At 66.0% G+C, this 18,987-nt stretch carries 20 protein-coding genes and 1 riboswitch; of the genes, 13 read left to right on the top strand and 7 right to left on the bottom strand.

What is annotated here, in order from left to right; translation table 11 throughout:
- Positions 1-290 precede the first annotated feature (290 nt).
- The 5 genes from AC1MLZ_RS01210 (at position 291) to AC1MLZ_RS01230 (ending at position 5,093) form a co-directional block, all read left to right on the top strand.
- Complete coding sequence (locus AC1MLZ_RS01210) at positions 291-770, top strand: DUF4126 domain-containing protein (RefSeq protein ID WP_480960071.1); 480 nt, start codon at positions 291-293, stop codon at positions 768-770.
- On the top strand, positions 767-2,149 hold the full coding sequence (locus AC1MLZ_RS01215) for an FAD-containing oxidoreductase (protein WP_480961435.1): 1,383 nt from the start codon (positions 767-769) through the stop codon (positions 2,147-2,149). The genes AC1MLZ_RS01210 and AC1MLZ_RS01215 overlap by 4 nt, the downstream gene beginning before the upstream one ends.
- Entirely contained in the window at positions 2,146-3,804 is a 1,659-nt protein-coding gene (locus AC1MLZ_RS01220) for an FAD-dependent oxidoreductase (RefSeq protein ID WP_480960072.1), read from the top strand. The genes AC1MLZ_RS01215 and AC1MLZ_RS01220 overlap by 4 nt, the downstream gene beginning before the upstream one ends.
- A 17-nt stretch (positions 3,805-3,821) precedes the next feature.
- Positions 3,822-4,106 (top strand): UBP-type zinc finger domain-containing protein, encoded by a 285-nt coding sequence (locus tag AC1MLZ_RS01225; RefSeq protein WP_480960073.1) that lies wholly within the window; start codon positions 3,822-3,824, stop codon positions 4,104-4,106.
- 297 nt (positions 4,107-4,403) lie between these two features.
- Entirely contained in the window at positions 4,404-5,093 is a 690-nt protein-coding gene (locus AC1MLZ_RS01230) for a peptidylprolyl isomerase (RefSeq protein ID WP_480960074.1), read from the top strand.
- Between the two features lie 280 nt (positions 5,094-5,373).
- Here the strand turns inward: AC1MLZ_RS01230 and AC1MLZ_RS01235 are convergent, their stop codons facing one another.
- The gene (locus tag AC1MLZ_RS01235; RefSeq protein WP_480960075.1) at positions 5,374-6,990 is read right to left on the bottom strand and encodes an NAD(P)/FAD-dependent oxidoreductase; all 1,617 of its coding nucleotides are present in this window, start codon (positions 6,988-6,990) and stop codon (positions 5,374-5,376) included.
- Between the two features lie 54 nt (positions 6,991-7,044).
- Between AC1MLZ_RS01235 and cobO the strand changes: the two genes are divergently transcribed.
- From cobO to cobS, 5 genes are all read left to right on the top strand, one after another.
- Positions 7,045-7,650 carry a cob(I)yrinic acid a,c-diamide adenosyltransferase gene (gene cobO, locus AC1MLZ_RS01240; protein WP_480960076.1) on the top strand — a complete coding sequence of 202 codons (606 nt, stop codon included), beginning with the start codon at positions 7,045-7,047 and terminating at the stop codon, positions 7,648-7,650.
- Positions 7,651-7,843: 193 nt separating this feature from the next.
- Positions 7,844-8,039: riboswitch (cobalamin riboswitch) on the top strand.
- 172 nt (positions 8,040-8,211) lie between these two features.
- Positions 8,212-8,619 carry a DUF1636 domain-containing protein gene (locus AC1MLZ_RS01245; protein WP_480960077.1) on the top strand — a complete coding sequence of 136 codons (408 nt, stop codon included), beginning with the start codon at positions 8,212-8,214 and terminating at the stop codon, positions 8,617-8,619.
- The gene (gene cobT, locus AC1MLZ_RS01250) at positions 8,616-9,629 is read left to right on the top strand and encodes a nicotinate-nucleotide--dimethylbenzimidazole phosphoribosyltransferase (protein ID WP_480960078.1); all 1,014 of its coding nucleotides are present in this window, start codon (positions 8,616-8,618) and stop codon (positions 9,627-9,629) included. The genes AC1MLZ_RS01245 and cobT overlap by 4 nt, the downstream gene beginning before the upstream one ends.
- Positions 9,630-9,640: 11 nt before the next feature.
- Positions 9,641-10,198, top strand: a complete 558-nt coding sequence (locus AC1MLZ_RS01255) for a histidine phosphatase family protein (RefSeq protein ID WP_480961436.1) — start codon at positions 9,641-9,643, stop codon at positions 10,196-10,198.
- A 5-nt stretch (positions 10,199-10,203) separates the two neighbouring features.
- Positions 10,204-10,926 carry an adenosylcobinamide-GDP ribazoletransferase gene (cobS, locus tag AC1MLZ_RS01260; protein ID WP_480960079.1) on the top strand — a complete coding sequence of 241 codons (723 nt, stop codon included), beginning with the start codon at positions 10,204-10,206 and terminating at the stop codon, positions 10,924-10,926.
- Here cobS and AC1MLZ_RS01265 read toward each other — a convergent pair.
- Genes AC1MLZ_RS01265 through AC1MLZ_RS01275 form a run of 3 tightly spaced genes read right to left on the bottom strand, consistent with a single transcriptional unit; the run spans position 10,888 to position 14,265 of the window.
- On the bottom strand, positions 10,888-12,360 hold the full coding sequence (locus AC1MLZ_RS01265; RefSeq protein WP_480960080.1) for a cobyric acid synthase: 1,473 nt from the start codon (positions 12,358-12,360) through the stop codon (positions 10,888-10,890). The two genes, cobS and AC1MLZ_RS01265, sit on opposite strands and share 39 nt — an antisense overlap.
- A complete protein-coding gene (cbiB, locus tag AC1MLZ_RS01270) occupies positions 12,348-13,286 on the bottom strand; it encodes an adenosylcobinamide-phosphate synthase CbiB (protein ID WP_480960081.1) in 939 nt (312 codons plus the stop codon). Before cbiB ends, AC1MLZ_RS01265 begins: the two co-directional genes overlap by 13 nt.
- Entirely contained in the window at positions 13,279-14,265 is a 987-nt protein-coding gene (locus tag AC1MLZ_RS01275; RefSeq protein ID WP_480960082.1) for a threonine-phosphate decarboxylase, read from the bottom strand. The genes cbiB and AC1MLZ_RS01275 overlap by 8 nt, the downstream gene beginning before the upstream one ends.
- A gap of 80 nt (positions 14,266-14,345) precedes the next feature.
- Between AC1MLZ_RS01275 and cobU the strand changes: the two genes are divergently transcribed.
- From cobU to AC1MLZ_RS01290, 3 genes are all read left to right on the top strand, one after another.
- Positions 14,346-14,903, top strand: a complete 558-nt coding sequence (gene cobU, locus AC1MLZ_RS01280; protein WP_480960083.1) for a bifunctional adenosylcobinamide kinase/adenosylcobinamide-phosphate guanylyltransferase — start codon at positions 14,346-14,348, stop codon at positions 14,901-14,903.
- Positions 14,904-15,003: 100 nt separating this feature from the next.
- Positions 15,004-15,237, top strand: a complete 234-nt coding sequence (locus tag AC1MLZ_RS01285) for a hypothetical protein (protein WP_480960084.1) — start codon at positions 15,004-15,006, stop codon at positions 15,235-15,237.
- Between the two features lie 438 nt (positions 15,238-15,675).
- Positions 15,676-16,413: a Crp/Fnr family transcriptional regulator gene (locus AC1MLZ_RS01290; protein WP_480960085.1), complete on the top strand. Its 738-nt coding sequence runs from the start codon at positions 15,676-15,678 to the stop codon at positions 16,411-16,413.
- Positions 16,414-16,421: 8 nt separating this feature from the next.
- Here AC1MLZ_RS01290 and AC1MLZ_RS01295 read toward each other — a convergent pair whose 3' ends face one another.
- The 3 genes from AC1MLZ_RS01295 to AC1MLZ_RS01305 form a co-directional block, all read right to left on the bottom strand.
- Entirely contained in the window at positions 16,422-16,640 is a 219-nt protein-coding gene (locus AC1MLZ_RS01295) for a hypothetical protein (protein WP_192975560.1), read from the bottom strand.
- 96 nt (positions 16,641-16,736) lie between these two features.
- On the bottom strand, positions 16,737-17,753 hold the full coding sequence (locus tag AC1MLZ_RS01300; protein WP_480960086.1) for an arginine N-succinyltransferase: 1,017 nt from the start codon (positions 17,751-17,753) through the stop codon (positions 16,737-16,739).
- Entirely contained in the window at positions 17,750-18,955 is a 1,206-nt protein-coding gene (locus AC1MLZ_RS01305) for a hydrolase (protein WP_480960087.1), read from the bottom strand. The genes AC1MLZ_RS01300 and AC1MLZ_RS01305 overlap by 4 nt, the downstream gene beginning before the upstream one ends.
- Between the last annotated feature and the right edge of the window lie 32 nt (positions 18,956-18,987).

Consider the following 18,987-nt stretch of genomic DNA (forward strand, 5'->3'; position numbering starts at 1 on the left):
TTCGCGATGGCATGCGGTACGGTGGAAAGGCCAAAAAGAATCGCCCGATCAATCGCGCAGGCTGCGCCGTCGGCGAGACAGACGGTACTCGTCGGGATCGAAGCGGTCGCAACGAATAAAATTCGGCTTAGGGCTAGTCGGTGTTGGCTTTCGATATCAGGCGCTTGGTCCGGTTGGACCGTTGCTCCACGACGGCACACTGTAGGATCGATCGCAGATCGGACGCGTAACGAATTGACGCTCGCGTTAGTGCGTGGGACGATCTCGAACACACCGGATCGGAGACTGCCATGCTCGTTCCCCCGCTCGTCAACGGACTGATCCTCGCCTTCGTCATCGGCATCGTCGCGGGGTTGCGCGCGATGATGGCGCCGGCTGCGATCGCCTGGGCGGCGAGCAAGGGGACGCTGCCGTTGCAGGGGACGTGGCTGGCGTTCCTCGGCTACCGGTTCACGCCGTGGATATTCACGCTGCTTGCGGCCATGGAACTCGTCACCGATCAGTTGCCGTCGACGCCCAGCCGCAAGGTGCCGCCGCAGTTCGCCGCGCGCGTGCTCGCCGGAGGACTGTCGGGGGCGGCCGTGGGCTACGGGATTGGCGTGCCATTGCAGGGGATCGTTCTCGGCGTGGTGGGAGCGGTCGTCGGCATTTATGCTGGCGCGGCTCTTCGCGCGCGACTGGCGGCGGCGTTCGGTAGCGATCGACCTGCAGCGCTGATCGAGGATGCGGTCGCTATCCTCCTGGCGGTGCTGGTAGTGCTGTCGATCTGATGCGGACGTTTGATGCGATCATCGTCGGCGCCGGGCAGGCCGGACCACCACTCGCAGGCCGCCTTACCGCCGCAGGCATGACGGTCGCGCTGATCGAGCGAAAGCTGGTCGGCGGGACCTGCGTCAATACCGGCTGCATGCCCACCAAGACGCTCGTGGCGAGCGCCTATGCCGCGCATCTTGCGCGACGTGCGGCGGATTTCGGAATCGCCACCGGCGACGTTACAGTCGACATGCCCGCGGTCGCGGCCCGTGCGCGCAAGGTCGTGATGGACGCACGATCGGGGAACGAGCGCTGGCTCGAAGGCATGGCAGGCCTTACCCTCCTTCGCGGGCACGCCCGGTTCACCGGACCGCGGACGATCTCGGTCGACGGCGAGGACATGACCGCGCCGCGCATCTTCCTCAACGTCGGCGGGCGCGCGAGCGTGCCGGACATGCCCGGCGTCGGCGACGTTCCGCATCTCGACAACACCGACATGGTTGCGCTGGAGCATATCCCCGCGCATCTCGTCGTCGTCGGCGGAAGCTATGTCGGGCTTGAGTTCGCGCAGATGTATCGGCGGTTCGGCTCTGCGGTGACCGTGGTAGAACGCGGCGACCGGCTGATCGCACATGAGGATGCCGACGTGTCCGACGCGGTGCGCGGCATATTGGAAGACGAAGGTATCGCAGTGCGGACCGGCGCGAACTGCATCGCGTTCGCGCAGGCTCCGGATGGCGTCGCGGTATCGGTTGATTGCCGGGCAGGCGATCCCGAGGTGATCGGCAGTCATGTGCTGCTGGCGGTCGGACGGCGCCCGAATACCGACGACCTCGGGCTCGAACTCGCCGGGATCGCGACGGACGCGAAGGGCTATGTCACCGTCGACGACATGCTGCAGACGAACGTGCCGGGCGTCTGGGCGCTGGGCGATTGCAACGGACGCGGCGCGTTCACGCATACCGCGTATAACGACTTCGAGATCGTCGCGGCGAACCTGCTCGATCGTGGCGAACGAACGCTGAGCCAGCGGTTGGTCGGCTACGCGCTCTATACCGATCCGCCCCTCGGCCGGGTGGGAATGACGCAGACGCAGGCGGAGAAGACGGGGCGACCGATCCTGGTCTCGAAGCGGCCGATGACTCGGGTTGGACGCGCGGTCGAAAAGGGCGAGACCAAGGGGTTCATGAAGATCGTGGCGGACGCGGAAACACAGCGGATACTAGGGGCGGCGATCCTCGGAACGGGCGGCGACGAGGCGATCCATGGGATCCTCGACATGATGAACGCGGACCAGCCGGTGTCGGCCCTGCGCTGGGCGGTGCCGATCCACCCGACGGTGTCCGAACTGATCCCGACGCTGCTGCTCGGTCTCGAACCGGTTGCGGGCGCATGAGCGATCTCGGCGCACGCGATCACCAGATGTATCCGGTGCTGAACGCCGAGCAGCTTGAGACGGCAAAGCGTTTTGCGAGCGGTCCGGCGCGCATGTTCGCGGCGGGCGAGCAGGTCTATGCGATCGGCGAGCACGGCGTCGCCGCTTGGCTGGTGCTCAAGGGAACGATCGATGTCGTCCGTCGCGACGGGCTGATCCACGAGGCGCCGATCACGACGCACGGCCCGGGGCAGTTGACTGGCGAGGTCAACCAGCTTGCCGGGCGGCCGACGATCGCAGGGGGTACCGCAGGGTCCGAGGGATGTACCGCGCTGCCGTTCGACCCGGCGCATCTGCGCGCTTTGATGGTCGGCTCGGCGGATGTCGGCGAGATCGTGATGCGCGCCCTGATCCTGCGTCGCGTCGGCCTGATCGAGCAGGGCAGCGGCGGGACGGTGATCGTCGGCCTCCCGGATAGTCCCGACGTCGTCCGGCTACAGGGGTTTCTCACGCGATCGGGCTATCCGAACGTCGTCCTCGACGCGGCGTCTGACGACGAAGGGCGTGCACTGGTCGAGCGGACCGGTGTCGCGTCGAGCGATTTGCCGCTCGTGGTCTGTCCGAATGGTACGGTGCTGAAACGGCCGTCGGATATCGAGGTCGCGGCGTGCCTCGGCATCACGCCCGATCTCGATCCGGACACGGTGTACGACGTCGCGATCGTCGGCGCGGGGCCGGCGGGGCTGGCGGCGGCGGTGTATGCGGCGTCCGAGGGGCTGTCGGTGATCGTGCTCGACGAGCGCGCGATCGGCGGGCAGGCGGGCGCATCGGCGCGGATCGAGAATTATCTGGGCTTTCCCACCGGTATATCGGGGCAGGCGCTCGCCGGCCGTGCGTTCAACCAGGCGCTGAAGTTCGGAGCGGAGATCGCGATCCCGCTGACCGTCGAGCATCTCGATTGCGACGAAGATCGGCCGGCGGGCGATCCGCTCGCGCTCGAATTACCGGGTGACAGGCGCGTTCGATCACGAACCGTGATCGTCGCGTCCGGTGCGCGCTATCGTCGGCCGGACATCCCCGACCTGGCCGAGTTCGAGGGCGCCGGCGTCTCCTACTGGGCATCGCCGATCGAGGCGCGGTTGTGCGAGGGCGAGGAGGTGGCGCTGGTCGGCGGCGGCAACTCGGCCGGACAGGCGGTGGTGTTCCTCGCGCCGCGCGTGAAGCACCTGCACCTGATCGTGCGCCGCCCACTGGCCGCGACGATGTCGAAATACCTGATCGACCGCATCGCCGCACTGCCCAACGTGACGATCCGCGTCGGCACCGAGGTCGTCGGGCTGGAGGGTGAGCGCGCGACCGGGCTGACCGCGGCGATCTTTCGCCAGCGCAGCGACGGCGCGGAAACGCGGTGCGCGATGCGACATCTGTTCCTGTTCATCGGCGCGGACCCCAATGCGGGCTGGCTCAAGGGCTGCGTCGATACGGACGGGAAGGGATTCATCGTCACTGGCGGCGCCGCGCTGCCGTTGCAGACTAGCCGCACCGGTGTGTTCGCGATCGGTGACGTGCGCGCAGGCTCGACCAAGCGCGTCGCGGCGGCGGTCGGCGAAGGCGCGGCAGTGGTCGCGCAGATCCACACGATACTCGCCGACATGGCGGAAAGGCGCGCGAGATGAGCTACGGGTGCACGCATATGGACACCATCCACACGGTGACGCCGAGCGCGAAGGGCTGTCAGGAGTGCCTCCGGATCGGCAGCGAATGGGTACATCTGCGGCTGTGTCGGGAATGCGGCCATGTCGGGTGTTGCGACGATTCCCCGCACCGCCACGCGACCGCGCACTTCCACGCGACGCGGCATACGATTATCGAGGGCTATGACCCGCCGGAGGGCTGGGGCTGGTGTTTCGTCGACGAGACGATGGTGGATTTGCCGGACCAGACACCACAGGTCGGGCCGATCCCGCGGTATGTTTGAGGGGGCGGAGGTGCTTTCGTTGCCGGGGTCGCTCGACGATACTTGCCGATAGATATCCAGCACTGAGGAGTACACAGGACGGACTGTCCACAGGTCTTCCCCCCCGCCGACCTCCGCCGGGGAGGTGCTTGACGGGGAAGCGTCAGCGACGTCGATCAAAGGCGTCAGCGAGTTGAGCCTTGGTACGTTCGCAAACTGCGTCGATATAACGAAGCGCTCCACACCGCTCCTCCCGCGCTTGCCTCACCGCGGACGGAAGGGTAGCCGACCCCATCGGTAAAGGCGTGAGTGATCGAAATGCGGCGTTTGATGATGGGCTTCGTGGCCATTGCGGCCCTGGCGACCGCGGGGACCGCGCAGCCGGCAAAGCGGGCGGTACAGCGCGCCGAACCGGGACCCAAGCCGGGCTTGGTACGCGTCCGCATCGTTACGTCGGAGGGCCCGATCCTGCTGGCGCTCGATGCCCGCCATGCGCCGAAGACGACCGCGAATTTTCTCGCCTATGTCGATGACGGGCGGTTCGACGGGACCGACTTCTACCGCGCGAGCCGCCAGAAGTCCGCGCCGAAGCTCGGCTTCATCCAGGCGGGCATTCGCACCGACGCGCGGCGGATCCTGCCGCCGTTTCCGCTCGAGACCACTGCGATGACCGGGATCAAGCATCTCGACGCGACGATCTCGATGGCGCGGGGGATGACGCCAGCGTCGGCTGGCGGCAATTTCTTCATCACGGTCGGGCCGGCGCCGGCGATGGACGCACGTGCGGGCTATCCGGGCTATGCGGCGTTCGGGCATGTCGTCGCTGGGATGGACGTGGTGAAGCGTATCCTCGCCAAGCCGACCGGCGGCGGGATGGACGCGTTCAAGGACCAGATGATCTTGAAGCGTGTCGCGCTGGTAAGTGCGCGGCGGCTTGACGGGGTGGCCAAGCCGACGGGGCTACCGCGGGCATGGTTGATCGAGACGGGGCCACGGCGGCGTAAGTGAATAGGCGGGCGGCGGGCCGCACCTCGACCAGCACCGCGCCCTGTGTTGCTTAGTTCAATCGGGGGGAGCGTAGCCTCCTCCGCACGCGTCTGCCGCAACCGCGGACGCCATCCACGTCCGCACCGCCCTGGCGAAGGCCGGGTGGGACTGTAAAGTTCGTCCCGCTAGTCACGTGCTTAGAACAGTCGCCGCAACCTTCTCAGTTCTCCCGCGAAGGCGGGAGCCCAGGGTAACGGACGCTAGCGTCTGTGGGTCCTGGACCCCCGCCTACGAAAGGGGTTTATGCCGTGAGGCTAAGCGCAACCGCTTCGGCAACCTTGATGCCGTCGACCGCGGCGGAAAGAATGCCCCCTGCATAGCCAGCGCCTTCGCCCGCCGGGAAAAGCCCCGGAGTGTTGAGGCTTACAAAGTCGTCGCCCCGCGTGATCCTCACCGGCGATGACGTCCGCGTCTCGACTCCGGTGAGCACTGCGTCGGGATGGTCGTAGCCCGGAATCTCACGCCCGAACGCCGGCAGTGCCTCGCGGAGCGCCGTAATCGCGAACTCCGGCAGGCACTCCGACAGGTCGGTCATGTGGACGCCCGGCTTGTACGACGGGATCACGGAACCGAGCGCCGTGGAGGGCCGACCGGCGAGCAGGTCGCCGATGCGTTGCGCTGGCGCCTTGTAGTTCGAGCCGCCGGCGACATAGGCGCGCGATTCCCAGTGGCGTTGCAGTTCGATCCCGGCAAGCGGGTGGCCGGGATAGTCGCGCTCGGGGTCGATGCCGATCACGATGCCCGAGTTCGCATTGCGTTCGTTACGCGAATATTGGCTCATGCCGTTGGTCGCGACGCGGCCTTCCTCCGAGGTCGCCGCGACGACGGTGCCGCCCGGGCACATGCAGAAGCTGTAGACGGTGCGGCCGTTCTTGCAGTGGTGCGACAGGCTGTACGCCGCCGCGCCGAGATCGGGATGGCCCGCACAGGGGCCGAACCGTGCTTCGTCGATCCACGACTGCGGATGTTCGATGCGGACGCCGATCGAGAAAGGCTTGGCCTCGACGTGCACGCCCTTCGCATGGAGCATCTCGAACGTGTCGCGCGCGCTGTGGCCGACCGCGAAGACGACGTGGTTCGCTTCGAGATAGTCGCCGGTGCTGAGGTGGAGGCCGCGAAGTTGTCGGGCGCCTGCCTCCTCGACGATGTCGAGGCCGTCGACGCGGGTCGAGAAGCGGTATTCGCCGCCGAGCGCCTCGATCGTCGCGCGCATGCTCTCGACCATCGTAACGAGTCGGAAGGTGCCGATATGCGGGTGCGCTTCGGTCAGGATTTCGGGCGGCGCGCCGGCCTTCACGAACTCGGTCAGGACCTTGCGGCCGAGGTGGCGCGGGTCCTTGATCTGGCTCCAGAGCTTGCCGTCGGAGAAGGTGCCGGCGCCGCCCTCGCCGAACTGGACGTTGGATTCGGGGTTGAGGACGCTTTTGCGCCAGAGCCCCCAGGTGTCCTTGGTGCGTTCGCGGACGACTTTGCCGCGGTCTAGGATGATCGGGCGGAACCCCATCTGCGCTAGGATCAGGCCCGCGAACAACCCGCACGGGCCCGCGCCGACGACGACCGGGCGGGGGCCGGTATAGCTCGCGCCGCCCTTGGTGACGAAACGATACCCCGTGTCAGGCGTGCGCTGGACGTGGCGATCCTTGCGGAAGCGCGTGAGGACGGTGTCCTCGTTCTTCAGCGTGACGTCGACCGAGTAGACGAGCTGGATGTCCATCTTGTCACGCGCATCGTGCGCCCGCCTGGCGATGGTGTAGCGGATCAGGTCGCGCGGGGTGACGCGCAGGCGATCGCGGATCGCGGCGGGGAGCGCTTCGTCGGCGTGGTTGAGCGGCAGCTTGAGGTCGGTGATGCGGAGCATGGTGGACGCTCTAGCGCCACACGTCGCAATCCGCCATCGGGAGGACGAGAGGACATGATCATGCGGACCGACGACGAGCAGAATGCCAAGAGCGCCAAGCGCAAAGAGGTTCAGGACCGGATCGTCGCGAGCAAGACGATCGAGAAGGGCCTGATCATCGTCCACACCGGCAAGGGCAAGGGCAAGTCGACCGCCGCGTTCGGCATGGCGGTGCGGATGATCGGGCATGGGCGCAAGGTCGGCGTTGTGCAGTTCGTGAAGGGCGCGATGGCGACCGGCGAGAAGGCGGTATTCGACGCGTTCCCAGACCTGTGCGAGTTCAAGCCGATGGGCGAGGGGTTTACCTGGGACACGCAGGATCGCGCGCGCGACATCGCGGTGGCGCGTGAGGCATGGGACGAGGTGAAGCGGATGATTGCCGATCCGTCCTATGCGATGGTTGTGGCGGACGAACTGAACATCGTGTTGCGGTATGAGTATCTACCGGTGGACGAGGTGCTGGCGGTGTTGGCGGGGAAGCCTGAGATGACGCACGTCGTGGCGACCGGGCGGAATGCGCCGGATGCGCTGATCGAGGTGGCGGATCTGGTGACCGAGATGACGCAGGTGAAGCATCCGTTCCGGTCGGGGGTAAAGGCGCAGGCTGGGGTCGAGTTCTGACGTAACTCAGCAACTTAACGGAACGCTACAATCAATGTCCGTCATCCTGACGAAAGTCAGGACCCAGGGTAACGGATGGCGACTTTCGTGGCTCTGGGTCCCGACTTTCGTTAGGATGACGGGCGGGTGCGAAGACCGCTCGCGGGGTTCTGACTCCCATAGCGGCGCCTTGCATGACCTTCTCCCCCCGCGTATCGCTCTACGTGCGACAGGTTTTCCCAAGGCGGCAACGCTTAGGGAAATGAAAATGGGAACGGGAAACACCCGGCTGCCCCTGCAACTGTACGCGGCGAGCCATCGTGCCTCATGCCATTGGGATACTCCCGAGAAGGCTGCGCGGACGGCGTTGACCCGCGAGCCAGGAGACCTGCCCGTCGCGGTCGTCTTTCGTCCGGCCAGGGTGCGCCGAACGGACGGGTAATACCCCGAGCGACGACATCGCTTCGCGTCACGCGGAGGCAGGGGGCATGTGCCTTCAGCCTGCCGCGCGGTGCGGGTCCGACTGTCCGAAGGGGTTCCGATGCCAAGTTCACGTCATGTTGCTATCGTCCGGGAACGGACATGCTGAAGCCAGTCGAAGACGGCGTTGCGGTGGTCGCGTGCAATACGTGCCGCCATTCCACCGATGCGCGCGACGACGGTGAAGGCGTGCGCGGCGGCGCGCGGCTCGTCAGCGCATTGAAGGCGGTGCAAGCGAGCGATCCGGCCTATGCCGACGTTGCGGTGCAGGAGATGCCGTGCCTGTTCGCATGCCAGGATTTCTGCACGATCCACCTGCGCGCACCCGCAAAGGTCGGCTACGTTCTCGGGAGGTTCGAGCCGACCGAGGACGCCGCGCGTGCAATCCTCGATTACGCACGGCTGTACGGCGAAAGCGCGTTCGGGCAGGTGCCGTTCAAGCAATGGCCGCAGGGAGTGAAAGGGCATTTCATCACCCGCACGCCGCCCGCCGGGTTCGTCGTCGAATGACCTGTTTCCCAACCTCCGGGGCATTCCTGGCGTCCTTGCGTGCCCTGCCTCAACCGGATGAAACGGCTCGATCCGCGGCGGTGGCGCGTCAGGGGCAACTGACCAAGCCGCCGGGCTCGCTCGGGCGGTTGGAGGAGATCGCGGTCTTCATGGCCGGCTGGCAGGGCCATGAACGCCCGCGCCTCGATCGCGGCAGGGTGGTGGTCTTTGCCGGTAATCACGGCGTCGTCGATCGCGGCGTCAGCGCATTTCCAGCTTCGGTCACTGCGCAGATGGTGGCAAATTTCGAGCATGGCGGCGCGGCAATCAATGCTCTGTCGCGCGCGGCGGGGCTCGATCTCAAAGTCGTTTCGCTCGATCTCGATCGGCCGACCGCCGATTTTGCGATGGCCGCTGCGATGTCGGAGGGCGACTGCCTCGCCGCGATCAACGCGGGCGCGGCAGCCGTTGCGGACGCGCCGGATCTGATCGTCCTCGGCGAAATGGGGATCGGCAACTCGACCTCGGCCGCGGCGCTGTGCCTTGCAAGCTTCGATGGATCGGCACGCGACTGGGTCGGGCCCGGTACCGGCGTTGACGACGACGGCATGGCGCGCAAGATCGCGACGGTGGAGGCCGGGCTGGCGCTACACCGGGACGCGCTGACCACGCCGTTTGAGACGCTGCGCAGGCTTGGTGGTCGAGAGATTGCCGCGATCGCAGGAGCGGTCCTCGCGGCCCGGATCGCGGGCGTTCCCGTCATGCTCGATGGCTTCATATGTTGCGCCGCGGTCGCGCCGATCGCGGCGGCATGCCCGGACATCCTCGCGCATTGTCTTGCCGGCCACGTATCTGCCGAGCCGGGTCATGCGCGTCTGTTGCAGGCATTGCGGCTCGATCCCCTGTTGTCGCTGGGCATGCGGCTCGGCGAGGGAAGCGGTGCGGCGACCGCGACGCTGCTCGTTCGCGCGGCGCTGGCGGCACATGACGAGATGGCGACCTTTGCCGAGGCGGGGGTCTCGGTCGCGTGACCGGCTCGCACATGCTGTACCTGATACGGCATGGCGCACCGACGCGCGAAGGGCTCCTGCTGGGCCGAACCGACGAGCCGGTAACGGATAAGGGCATTGCCGCCTGTCTGGCACGGACGGCTACGCTGGACGTTCTACGGATCGTGACGTCGGACTTTGCACGGACGCGCGACTGTGCGTCGGCGATCGCGGCCTCTCGGGCGATCGAGTTCGATGTGGACCCGCGGTGGCGCGAACTCGACTTCGGGGCTTGGGACGGGCTGTCACCGGCAGATGTCGATCCGGCGGCGTTGGCGCAATTTTATGACGATCCGGACGCGGCCCCTCCACCGGGCGGGGAGCGCTGGTCCGCACTCCAAGGCCGCGTGCACGACGCGCTTGCCGATTTGCCGCCGGTCGCGACGCTGGTCGTTACGCATGGCGGCGCAATTAGGGCCGCGCTCGCGAATCTTTGCGGGTTCGAGCGGCGACAGATCTGGGCGTTCAACCTGCCCTATGCAGCGCTCGTGTCGCTGCGAATCTGGCCCGGAGAAGAGCGGACCGTCCAGATCGTCGGGCTCGCGACGTGAGGCGGATGGTTGTCGCTTTCGGCTTCCTGACGCGCTTGCCGATGCCGTGCGTGACCGTCGGGCCAAGCGGTTTTGCCGAGGCGATACGCTTCTACCCGATCGTCGGACTGGCGGTCGGCGTTCTGGTTGCGGCGGCTGGATGGCTCGGTGCGCTGATCGACCCGTGGGCAGGCGCCTGTGCCGCGCTGCTGACGTGGGTCGCAGTCACCGGCGCGTTGCATCTCGACGGATTGGCCGATCTTGCCGATGGTTTGGGTGCGGCGCACGGTGACCAGTCGCGGCTGCTGGCGGTGATGGCGGACCCGCATATCGGCAGCTTCGGCGTCGTCGCGATCGTCAGCCAGATGATCGCCAAGCTGGTGCTGCTTCATGCGGTTGGGATGGCAAGCTGGTGGGTCGTCATCCTGGTGCCGTTCGCTGCACGGATGGGGCCGCTCGCCTGGGCCAGGCTGTTGCCACCAATCCGAACCGGCGGCTTGGGAGCGGCGGTCGCGGGTGCGGTGCGGCGACAGGACCTGACTGGCTGGGGACTGGTTCTCGCGCTGGCGGCGGTCGTCGCCCCGGCGCTGGTGATCGTTCCGTTTCTCGTGCTCGGCGTCGCCGCCTGGTTGCGGCGGACGTTGGGTGGCGTAACTGGCGATGCCCACGGTGCCGGGATCGAGATCGTCGAGACCGGGGTGTTGCTCGTGCTAGCCGTTGGTGGCGTGATGGCCGGCACGCTGCGCTAACGCCAGCATCGCGTCGAGATCGAGGTGACGCTCGAGCGTGGCCGCGATCGCGTCGAGCGCCGCGTCGATCGAGGCTGCGTGATCGGGCCCGACCGCATCGACACCGATCCGCGCAAGCCAGACCGAGCGCTGTTCGGCGAGAGCCAGCAAGCCGTGGACATAGCTGCCTGCGACGAGCCCGTCCGCACTTCTCGCGCCTTCGGGGCTGCCGTCGGCGCGATGACCGACGGGACGATCCAGACCAGCGCCCACAGTCTCGCCCATGTGCATCTCATAGCCCTCGAACCGTGCGCCGCCCGCGCTGCCTTCGACCCGTTCGAGCGTCTTGGTCGCGGTGAGGACGGTATCGATGTCGAGCAACCCGAGCCCTTCGACGGTGCCCGTCGGGCCCTCGATCCCGTGCGGATCGGCGATGCTGCGTCCGAGCATCTGGTAGCCGCCACAGAGCCCCAGAACCGGCTTGCCGCGCCGATGATGGGCGCGGATGTCAATGTCCCAGCCTTGCGCACGGAGGAACGCGAGATCGGGGATCGTCGCCTTCGATCCGGCAAGGACGATCATGTCGACATCGGGGATCGCCGTGCCGGGCGGGATCATCAGCAGCGAGACGCCGGGTTCGAGCCGGAGCGGATCGAGGTCGTCGAAATTGGCGATCCGCGGCGTGATGGGGCAGGCGATCGTAACGCTTCGGGAGGTCGACGCGGCAGGCCGTTCGAGGATCACCGCGTCCTCGCTCGGTAGCCGCACGGCGTCGGCGAGCCAAGGTACTACACCGTAGCCCCGCCATCCGCTGCGCGCCTCGATCGCGCGATAGCCGTCGTCGAACAGCGCTGCATCGCCACGGAATTTGTTGATGAGAAAGCCGTGGATCATCGCTGCGTCCGCTGGATCGATCACGGCGCGCGTGCCGACCAGCGACGCGATGACGCCGCCGCGGTCGATGTCGCCGACCAGGACGACGGGTACGTCGGCGGCACGCGCAAAGCCCATATTGGCGATATCGCCATCGCGCAGATTGATCTCGGCGGGGCTGCCTGCTCCCTCGACGATGACCAGATCGCAGTTCGCGGACAGGCGCTCGAAACTGTCGAGGACGTCGACCAGCAATCCGGCCCGTCCCTCGCGCCAGCGCGCGGCGGCGAGCGTACCGCGGACCTGCCCGCGGACGATCAGTTGCGAGGTGCGATCGCCCTGCGGCTTCAGCAGCACCGGGTTCATGTCGACGCTCGGCGCGACGCGGCAGGCGATCGCCTGCGTCGCCTGCGCGCGACCGATCTCGCCGCCGTCCGCAGTGACCGCCGCGTTGTTCGACATGTTCTGCGGCTTGAAGGGGCGGACCGACAGCCCGCGATTGGCGAACGCACGGCAGAGTCCGGCGACCAGCACCGACTTGCCGACGTCGGATCCGGTTCCCTGCAGCATCAGCGCAGCCATGCGATCGCTCCGGCAATGAGGAGGAGTAGGACGCAGGCTCGGCGATAGATGGCGAGCGCGCCGTGAAGGTCCACCACCGTGACGTTGATGCGGCCGACACCGATATAGGGCTTGTCGGTGACAAGGCCGTCATAGGCGATCGGCCCGGCCAGACGCAGGTCGAGCGCGCCGGCCATTGCCGCTTCGGGCCAGCCGGCATTGGGCGAAGCGTGTTTCCCGGCGTCTCGCAGCATCGTCCGCCAGCCGCCACCGCCGGCGATACAGAGCAGTACGCCGCTGATCCGCGCTGGGATCAAATTGGCGATGTCGTCCGTGCGCGCCGCGGCCCAGCCGAATGCGCGCCAGCGGTCCTCGCGGTGCCCGATCAGGCTGTCGGCGGTGTTGATTGCCTTGTACGCCCACAGGCCGGGCAGCCCTGCCACCAATAACCAGAACAACGGTGCGACCACGCCATCGCAGACGCTTTCCGCAAGACTCTCGATCGCGGCACGAGCGACACCGGCTTCGTCGAGCATCGCGACGTCCCGGCCCACGATCATCGCGACGCGTGCGCGCGCGGTTTCGAGATCGGCTTCCTGCAATGCGCGGGCGATCGGTACGACGTGATCGTGGAGGCTGCGGATCGCGAGGCCGGGTGCCGCCATCAGGCCTATTGCGATCCACGCAGCGTGGCCAAATGTGAACCGGGCAAGCTCGGCGACCAGCCATGCGCCGCCCGCCCCTGCTGCGATGACCAGCGCAATCGTCAGGACGCCGGCAGCACGGCGGGTCGCGCTTGATGAAACAGGACGGTTCCAGCGCGTTTCAGCCCAGCCGATCAACCGTGCGAACGCGCCGACCGGGTGGCCGACCTTGGCATAAAGCGCCGCCGGCCAGCCGATCGCGATGTCGACGATGATTGCAAGCGCCGCAACGGGTTCAGTCATGCGCGAGCGCTCGGTCCAGCCGCGCGAACGACGCTTCGTCGCCCGGCACGCCGATACGGAGCCAACGCGGCGAATGGTCGAAGGTTCGCGTTAGGATGCCGGCGCGAGCGAACCGCTCGAACAGCGCCTCCGAATCGTCGGTGTCGATCAGGCGGAACAGTGCGCAATCACCGCTGGCCAGAAGACCGTGGCGGGAGAGCAAGGCATCAAGCCGCGCAGCACGGTCCGCGATCGACGTGCGCGCCCGGGCGATCCAGCCGGTATCGCGGTACGCGGCGATACCATAGGAGATGGCATGCGCGGATATCGGCCAGCTTCCCAACTGCCGGCGCATCTCGGCTGCCTGCAACGGTGGAGCGATCATGAACCCGAGCCTGATACCCGGCAGGCCAAAGAACTTACCGAATGATCGGAAGACGATGGCGTGGTCTTCGGGCGACAGCAGGGGAACGATGCTCGAATCCGGCGCAACGTCCGCAAAGGCTTCATCGACCACAAGCCAGACGCCTTTGCGCGCAACTTTCACCAGCCGATCGGGTGCATCGAGCAGACCGTCCGGGTTGTTGGGGTTGGCCAGCAACAGTGTGCCATTGTCGACCGTATCGATCGCGGCGCGGGCGATCGGTGTCGCGCCGGGGATGGCGTCGGCGTGCGTGGCGTAGCTCGGTGCGACGAACCGAACAGGAGCGGGCAGGCCGAGATGGGGCAACCGCCGCAAGCCGATCTCGCTGCCAGGCAACGCCACGACGCGGTCTGCGCTCGTACCGAACACCGCGGCCGCGGCAGCTTCCAACGCCTGTAGGTCGGCCGGCGAAGGCAGGCGGTGCAGATCGACCGAGGGCATGGGATCGGCGTTCCAGGCGTGAGGATTGATCCCGGTCGACAGATCGAGCCAGGGGCGCGGCGCGTCGGGATAGTGAGCGGCGGCAATGTCGATCCGTCCGCCGTGGATGCGCAGCGCGTTCATAGGGTCTTTCACGCGATCAGGCGCTTTCGCTTGATCTTGCGAGCCTCATCGTCATTCCGGTCGCGAGCCGCAAGCACGAAGGAGATGGCGGAATGCAATCGGTTGGGGCCCCGTTCGGTAATAGCCTGTTCGTGCTGGGCGGCGCGCGGTCGGGCAAGAGCCGTCATGCGCAGGCCGTTGCGGAAACGGCGGCGGAGCGAGATGGCGCTCGGCTCGTCTATGTCGCGACCGCGCAGGCGTTCGATGGCGAGATGGAAGATCGCATTAGCCGGCATCGCGCGGATCGCGACGCGCGCTGGCGGACGGTCGAGGCGCCGACCGCTCTCGCCGCCACGTTGATCGCGGAGGATGGTGCCGACGTGCTCATGCTGGTCGATTGCCTGACGCTGTGGGTGTCGAACCTGTTGCTCGCAGACGAGGCCATCGCAGCGCGAACGGATGATCTGGTGATGACGATCGCCGGGTTGAAGGGGCGCATCATTCTCGTCTCGAACGAAGTGGGGCAGGGGATCGTACCCGACAATGCACTGGCCCGCCGCTTTCGCGACGCAGCGGGGCTATTGCATCAGCGCATTGCGGCCCAGGTCGACACGGTGGACATGGTCATGGCCGGTCTTGCGCAGCGTTGGAAGGAGGCGCGCACAGATTAACACCATCACGCGGACGCGCGCCCGTTCTCGGTTCATGTCCGTCCAGTTGGCTTTTGCCTCGAGGACGAGCATAGTGTGCTGCAGCAGAAACGGGGGCGTGATGCATAGCAAGGCGCAGACGATCGCACGGTTGAAATCCATGGCGTTTCTCATCGAGGAGGCGTTACGGATTGCCGATGAAGGCGACAATGCCATGCTTGGCGCAAAGCTGAGCGACTGTATCGATTGCCTTCATGCAGCGCTGACGGACCTCGATGACGGCGCGCGCTTCCCGTCGGATCCTGACACGATCGGGTCTCCACGGCAAACTGACTTGACGCAACTGTCTATCTGACGTCGCCGGCCCATGGCCGTCTGCAACGTGTTTCTCGCTGGACCACCCCGCCGCGGCACCGTGCTTGAATAATATCGCGCGCGAACGCCGGACCGGAACCATCCAGCCGCGATGCCGTCAGTCGAACTGAAACCGGTATTTGGATGCTCATAATCAAGAGTAAAGCTTGCTTGAGATAGAACATTTGTTCGTTGAGGCGGTATAACCTAGCTAAATGTCTTGCTGAGCCTTTTTCACGGGCCGAATCCTGCGGTCGTGGCAAGCGGATTATATTTGGCAGATGAACGAGATTAATTGAGTTTTGTTGGCCTTGCGCAACAAATATTGAAACAAAATCACTTCGGGTATGTTAAAACGATTTATCGTCAGGCGATATTTTGGGCACTGACGGCCGAGAGATGCATGTGCTCCCGCCCCGATAATCGCGGGAGATCACCAATGGCCGGCACGTCCAGCCCCTTGGCGCTGATGGTTCGAAAGCTGGAAACGCATGCCGTTCTCGATGCTGACGATCGCGCCGCACTGTTCGCTCTTCCTTACACACTGAAAACATTCGAACCTTCCTCGTATCTGGTGCGCGAGGGAGATGCGCCGGAGCAATGCGCGGTGCTGCTGTCGGGGTTCGCCTATCGCCAGAAGCTCACCGGGGCAGGAATGCGCCAGATCGTGTCGCTGCATATTCCAGGCGAAGCGCTGGACTTCCAGCATCTGTTTCTCGACGTTGCCGATCACAATGTTCAGACCCTGACGCGGGCGGAAGTAGCAACGATTCCACGTACCGCGCTCCGTGAACTGGCACGCGAACGTGCGGCGATCGGCAATGCGATTTTCGTGAATACCTTGGTTGAGGGTTCGATCTTCCGCGAATGGATCCTTAATATCGGTCGTCGCGATGCACGATCGCGGCTCGCGCATTTCCTATGTGAATTCGCCATCCGGCTGGACATGCAGGGGCTCACGGGGGAGCACGGCTACGAATTGCCAATGAGCCAGGAACAGCTCGGCGACGCGCTTGGCCTTACCGCGGTACACGTCAACCGAACGATCAAGTCGCTGGAGGCCGACGGGCTGATCAGCCGTAATCGCCGCCGCATCGGGTTTCCGCAATGGGATGCGTTACGTGAACTGGCCGATTTCTCGAGCCGATACCTTCATCTGGCACAGCAGAAAACTTAACTGCTCGTTTAGCCGTTGCGGGCGTGATCGAGCGAGTCGATGATCCGTCCGCCCGCCATGAAGACGGCCACCGGACAGGCTGCAAACAGCAGCCAGCCGCCATATCCCGGATAAAGATCGAGATAATGGCGGCCGCGTTCGACCGCGCCGAGCCCGAGGCCGTATATTACGAGAAAAGCCTCGAACTTGGTCTTGATGATGAAGAGGCGAGCAAAGCGGTTCCACATTTCGGATGCTGAGCAAGATGCGTACCAACGGCGGAAACCGGCGTTTTGCGCCTTCTTTGAATTAGTTAACTGTAAATTAACCCGACAGTGAGCGGTTCACAGCCGGGGGACGTGAACAACGCGGTCGTCTTTGCCGACGCGGAGCGCTCGCGCGCAATCTTCTGACAAAATCGCCCCCTCGCTCGTCACCCGAACACAACCGAACGCGGCGCGGAAATTTGCAAGTTGGCCAGTTGCCACGAGGGCTTGCGTTCCACCGTCGCGGTCGATCCCGACGAGAGCGTCTTCACGCGCGTTTGCGATCGAGCGGACGCGGTCGGTGCGCGCGGTCATGGTCGGGCCGCCGTCGAAGATGTCGACATAGTTCTCGAACGCGAAGCCTTCGTTCTCCAGCATCCGCATCGCCGCGCGGCCAGAGGGGTGGGGCAGGCCGATCGCGGCGCGCGCGGTCTCGGTCAGCATCGCGGTGTAGATCGGGTGCTTGGGCATCAGGTCGGCGATGAACTGGTGGCCGTTGGTCGCATTGAACTGATCTGCGTCCTGGAAATTCATTCCGAAGAAGCGTCCCGCGAGTCCGTCCCAGAACGGCGAGCCTCCTGCCTCGTCGATCACACCGCGTAGTTCGGCAAGGATGCGGTCGGCGAAGCGCGCGCGGTGCATCTTGATGAAGAGGTAGCGGCTACGGGCGAGCAGCAGGCCCAAGCCGCCCGCGCGTTCGCCAGGGTGCAGGAACAGGCCGCCGACCTCGCTCGCGCCTTCGAGGTCGGTGGCGAGCGTGAGCATGTCGGCGCGAAAGGTACGGTTCAGCTCGCGGCTGTGCTGGGTGAGTTGGCCGATCCGGTAGCTGTAGAACGGGTAGCTCTGTCCGACCTGCGTGAAGATCTGGCAGGTGCCGCGTACCTCCTTCGTCTCGATGTTTTCGAGGATGAGTACGAACAGCTCGTCCTGGACCGGGCCGTCGGTACGCGCGAAGGCGGCGTGGCTGCGTTCAAGCTTGGCAGTCAACGCGCGGCGATCGGGGGGCAGGTTGGTAAACCCGCCGCCCGTCAGCTTGGCCATTTCGTAGAGGTGCTGGAGATCGTCGTCGACCGCGGCCCGGATCCTGAAACTCACAACCGGCCCTCCGCGATACGCAATATGGTGACCGCCGACAGCGCCGCGCGCTCGGCGAGGCTGTCGGGGATCATGAATTCGTCGGTCGAATGGATCGCGCCGCCGCGAACCCCCATCGTGTCGACCACGGGCACGCCGGCGGCCGCGATGTTGTTGCCGTCGCAGACGCCGCCGGTCGCCTTCCAGGCGATGTCGAGACCGAGATCCGCACCAGAACTCTTGACCAGATCGAACAGGCGCGCGGCGCCCGCGTCGATCGGTTTCGGGGGGCGGTTGAAGCTGCCATGGACTTCGATCTGGACGTCGTGCTCGGCGGCGACGATCGCCACCGCGGAGTCGATATGCGACTGCGCCCGCGCGATCTCGTCGAGCGTCGCAGGGCGAAAGTTGATGCGCAGGATGGCGAGATCGGGGACGACGTTGTTCGGGCCGCCGCCCTCGATCCGCGCCGGGTTCACCGCGAGGCTGGGTCCGCGGACCTTCGACAGCCGCACCGCGATGTCCGCGGCCGCGACGAGCGCGTTGCGGCCGTCCTCGGGATTGCGCCCCGCGTGCGCACTGCGGCCGTGGACGATGATCGAGAAGTTTCCCGTGCCGCCACGCGCACCGGCAAGCGTCCCATCGGCGAGCGCCGGTTCGTAGGTCAGCGCGGCGACCTTGCCGTGCGCGGCGCGGGCCAGCAGCGCGGCGGACGAGAAGGAGCCGGTTTCCTCGTCCGAGTTGATGACGACGTCATAGCCGATCCGGGCGGCGAGGGGACTGGCCTCGACCGCTCGGAGCGCCGCGAGCATCACCGCGAGCCCGCCCTTCATGTCCGCGACGCCCGGGCCGTTCAGCCGGCCGTCTTCGCGCCATCGCAGTGACTGAAACGCGTGATCGACGGGATAGACCGTGTCCATGTGGCCCGTGAACAGCATGCGAATCGGCGCGTCGGCACGGACGACGAGGTGCAGATGCATGCCGTGCTCGATCGCGGAGACCACTCCATCCGCGCCGACGCTGTCGACTGGTGTCGGTTCGACTAGGGAAATCTCGCCCGGCAGGCTCGCAAACGCGTCGCCGAGCAATCGGGCCATCGTGGCGAGCCCTGCAAGGTTGCGCGTGCCGCTGTTGACGGCAGCCCACGTCTCCACCTGTGCCAGCATCGGTGCAGCGCCCGCCGTGTCGACGGCATCGCGCTCGATCGTTGAAAGTCCCCTCATCACGCGACCCTAGCGAGGCCGGGCGCGCGTGG

The organism is Sphingomonas sp. PEI4 (assembly GCF_056679955.1).

Excerpts from the sequence above, each read along its gene's own strand:
- AC1MLZ_RS01210 (WP_480960071.1), top strand. The coding sequence starts at position 291 with ATGCTCGTTCCCCCGCTCGTCAACGGACTGATCCTCGCCTTCGTCATC.
- AC1MLZ_RS01220 (WP_480960072.1), top strand. The coding sequence starts at position 2,146 with ATGAGCGATCTCGGCGCACGCGATCACCAGATGTATCCGGTGCTGAAC.
- AC1MLZ_RS01225 (WP_480960073.1), top strand. The coding sequence starts at position 3,822 with ATGGACACCATCCACACGGTGACGCCGAGCGCGAAGGGCTGTCAGGAG.
- AC1MLZ_RS01230 (WP_480960074.1), top strand. The coding sequence starts at position 4,404 with ATGCGGCGTTTGATGATGGGCTTCGTGGCCATTGCGGCCCTGGCGACC.
- AC1MLZ_RS01235 (WP_480960075.1), bottom strand. The coding sequence starts at position 6,990 with ATGCTCCGCATCACCGACCTCAAGCTGCCGCTCAACCACGCCGACGAA.
- cobO (WP_480960076.1), top strand. The coding sequence starts at position 7,045 with ATGATCATGCGGACCGACGACGAGCAGAATGCCAAGAGCGCCAAGCGC.
- AC1MLZ_RS01245 (WP_480960077.1), top strand. The coding sequence starts at position 8,212 with ATGCTGAAGCCAGTCGAAGACGGCGTTGCGGTGGTCGCGTGCAATACG.
- cobT (WP_480960078.1), top strand. The coding sequence starts at position 8,616 with ATGACCTGTTTCCCAACCTCCGGGGCATTCCTGGCGTCCTTGCGTGCC.
- AC1MLZ_RS01255 (WP_480961436.1), top strand. The coding sequence starts at position 9,641 with ATGCTGTACCTGATACGGCATGGCGCACCGACGCGCGAAGGGCTCCTG.
- cobS (WP_480960079.1), top strand. The coding sequence starts at position 10,204 with ATGGTTGTCGCTTTCGGCTTCCTGACGCGCTTGCCGATGCCGTGCGTG.
- AC1MLZ_RS01265 (WP_480960080.1), bottom strand. The coding sequence starts at position 12,360 with ATGGCTGCGCTGATGCTGCAGGGAACCGGATCCGACGTCGGCAAGTCG.
- cbiB (WP_480960081.1), bottom strand. The coding sequence starts at position 13,286 with ATGACTGAACCCGTTGCGGCGCTTGCAATCATCGTCGACATCGCGATC.
- cobU (WP_480960083.1), top strand. The coding sequence starts at position 14,346 with ATGCAATCGGTTGGGGCCCCGTTCGGTAATAGCCTGTTCGTGCTGGGC.
- AC1MLZ_RS01285 (WP_480960084.1), top strand. The coding sequence starts at position 15,004 with ATGCATAGCAAGGCGCAGACGATCGCACGGTTGAAATCCATGGCGTTT.
- AC1MLZ_RS01290 (WP_480960085.1), top strand. The coding sequence starts at position 15,676 with ATGGCCGGCACGTCCAGCCCCTTGGCGCTGATGGTTCGAAAGCTGGAA.
- AC1MLZ_RS01295 (WP_192975560.1), bottom strand. The coding sequence starts at position 16,640 with ATGTGGAACCGCTTTGCTCGCCTCTTCATCATCAAGACCAAGTTCGAG.
- AC1MLZ_RS01305 (WP_480960087.1), bottom strand. The coding sequence starts at position 18,955 with ATGAGGGGACTTTCAACGATCGAGCGCGATGCCGTCGACACGGCGGGC.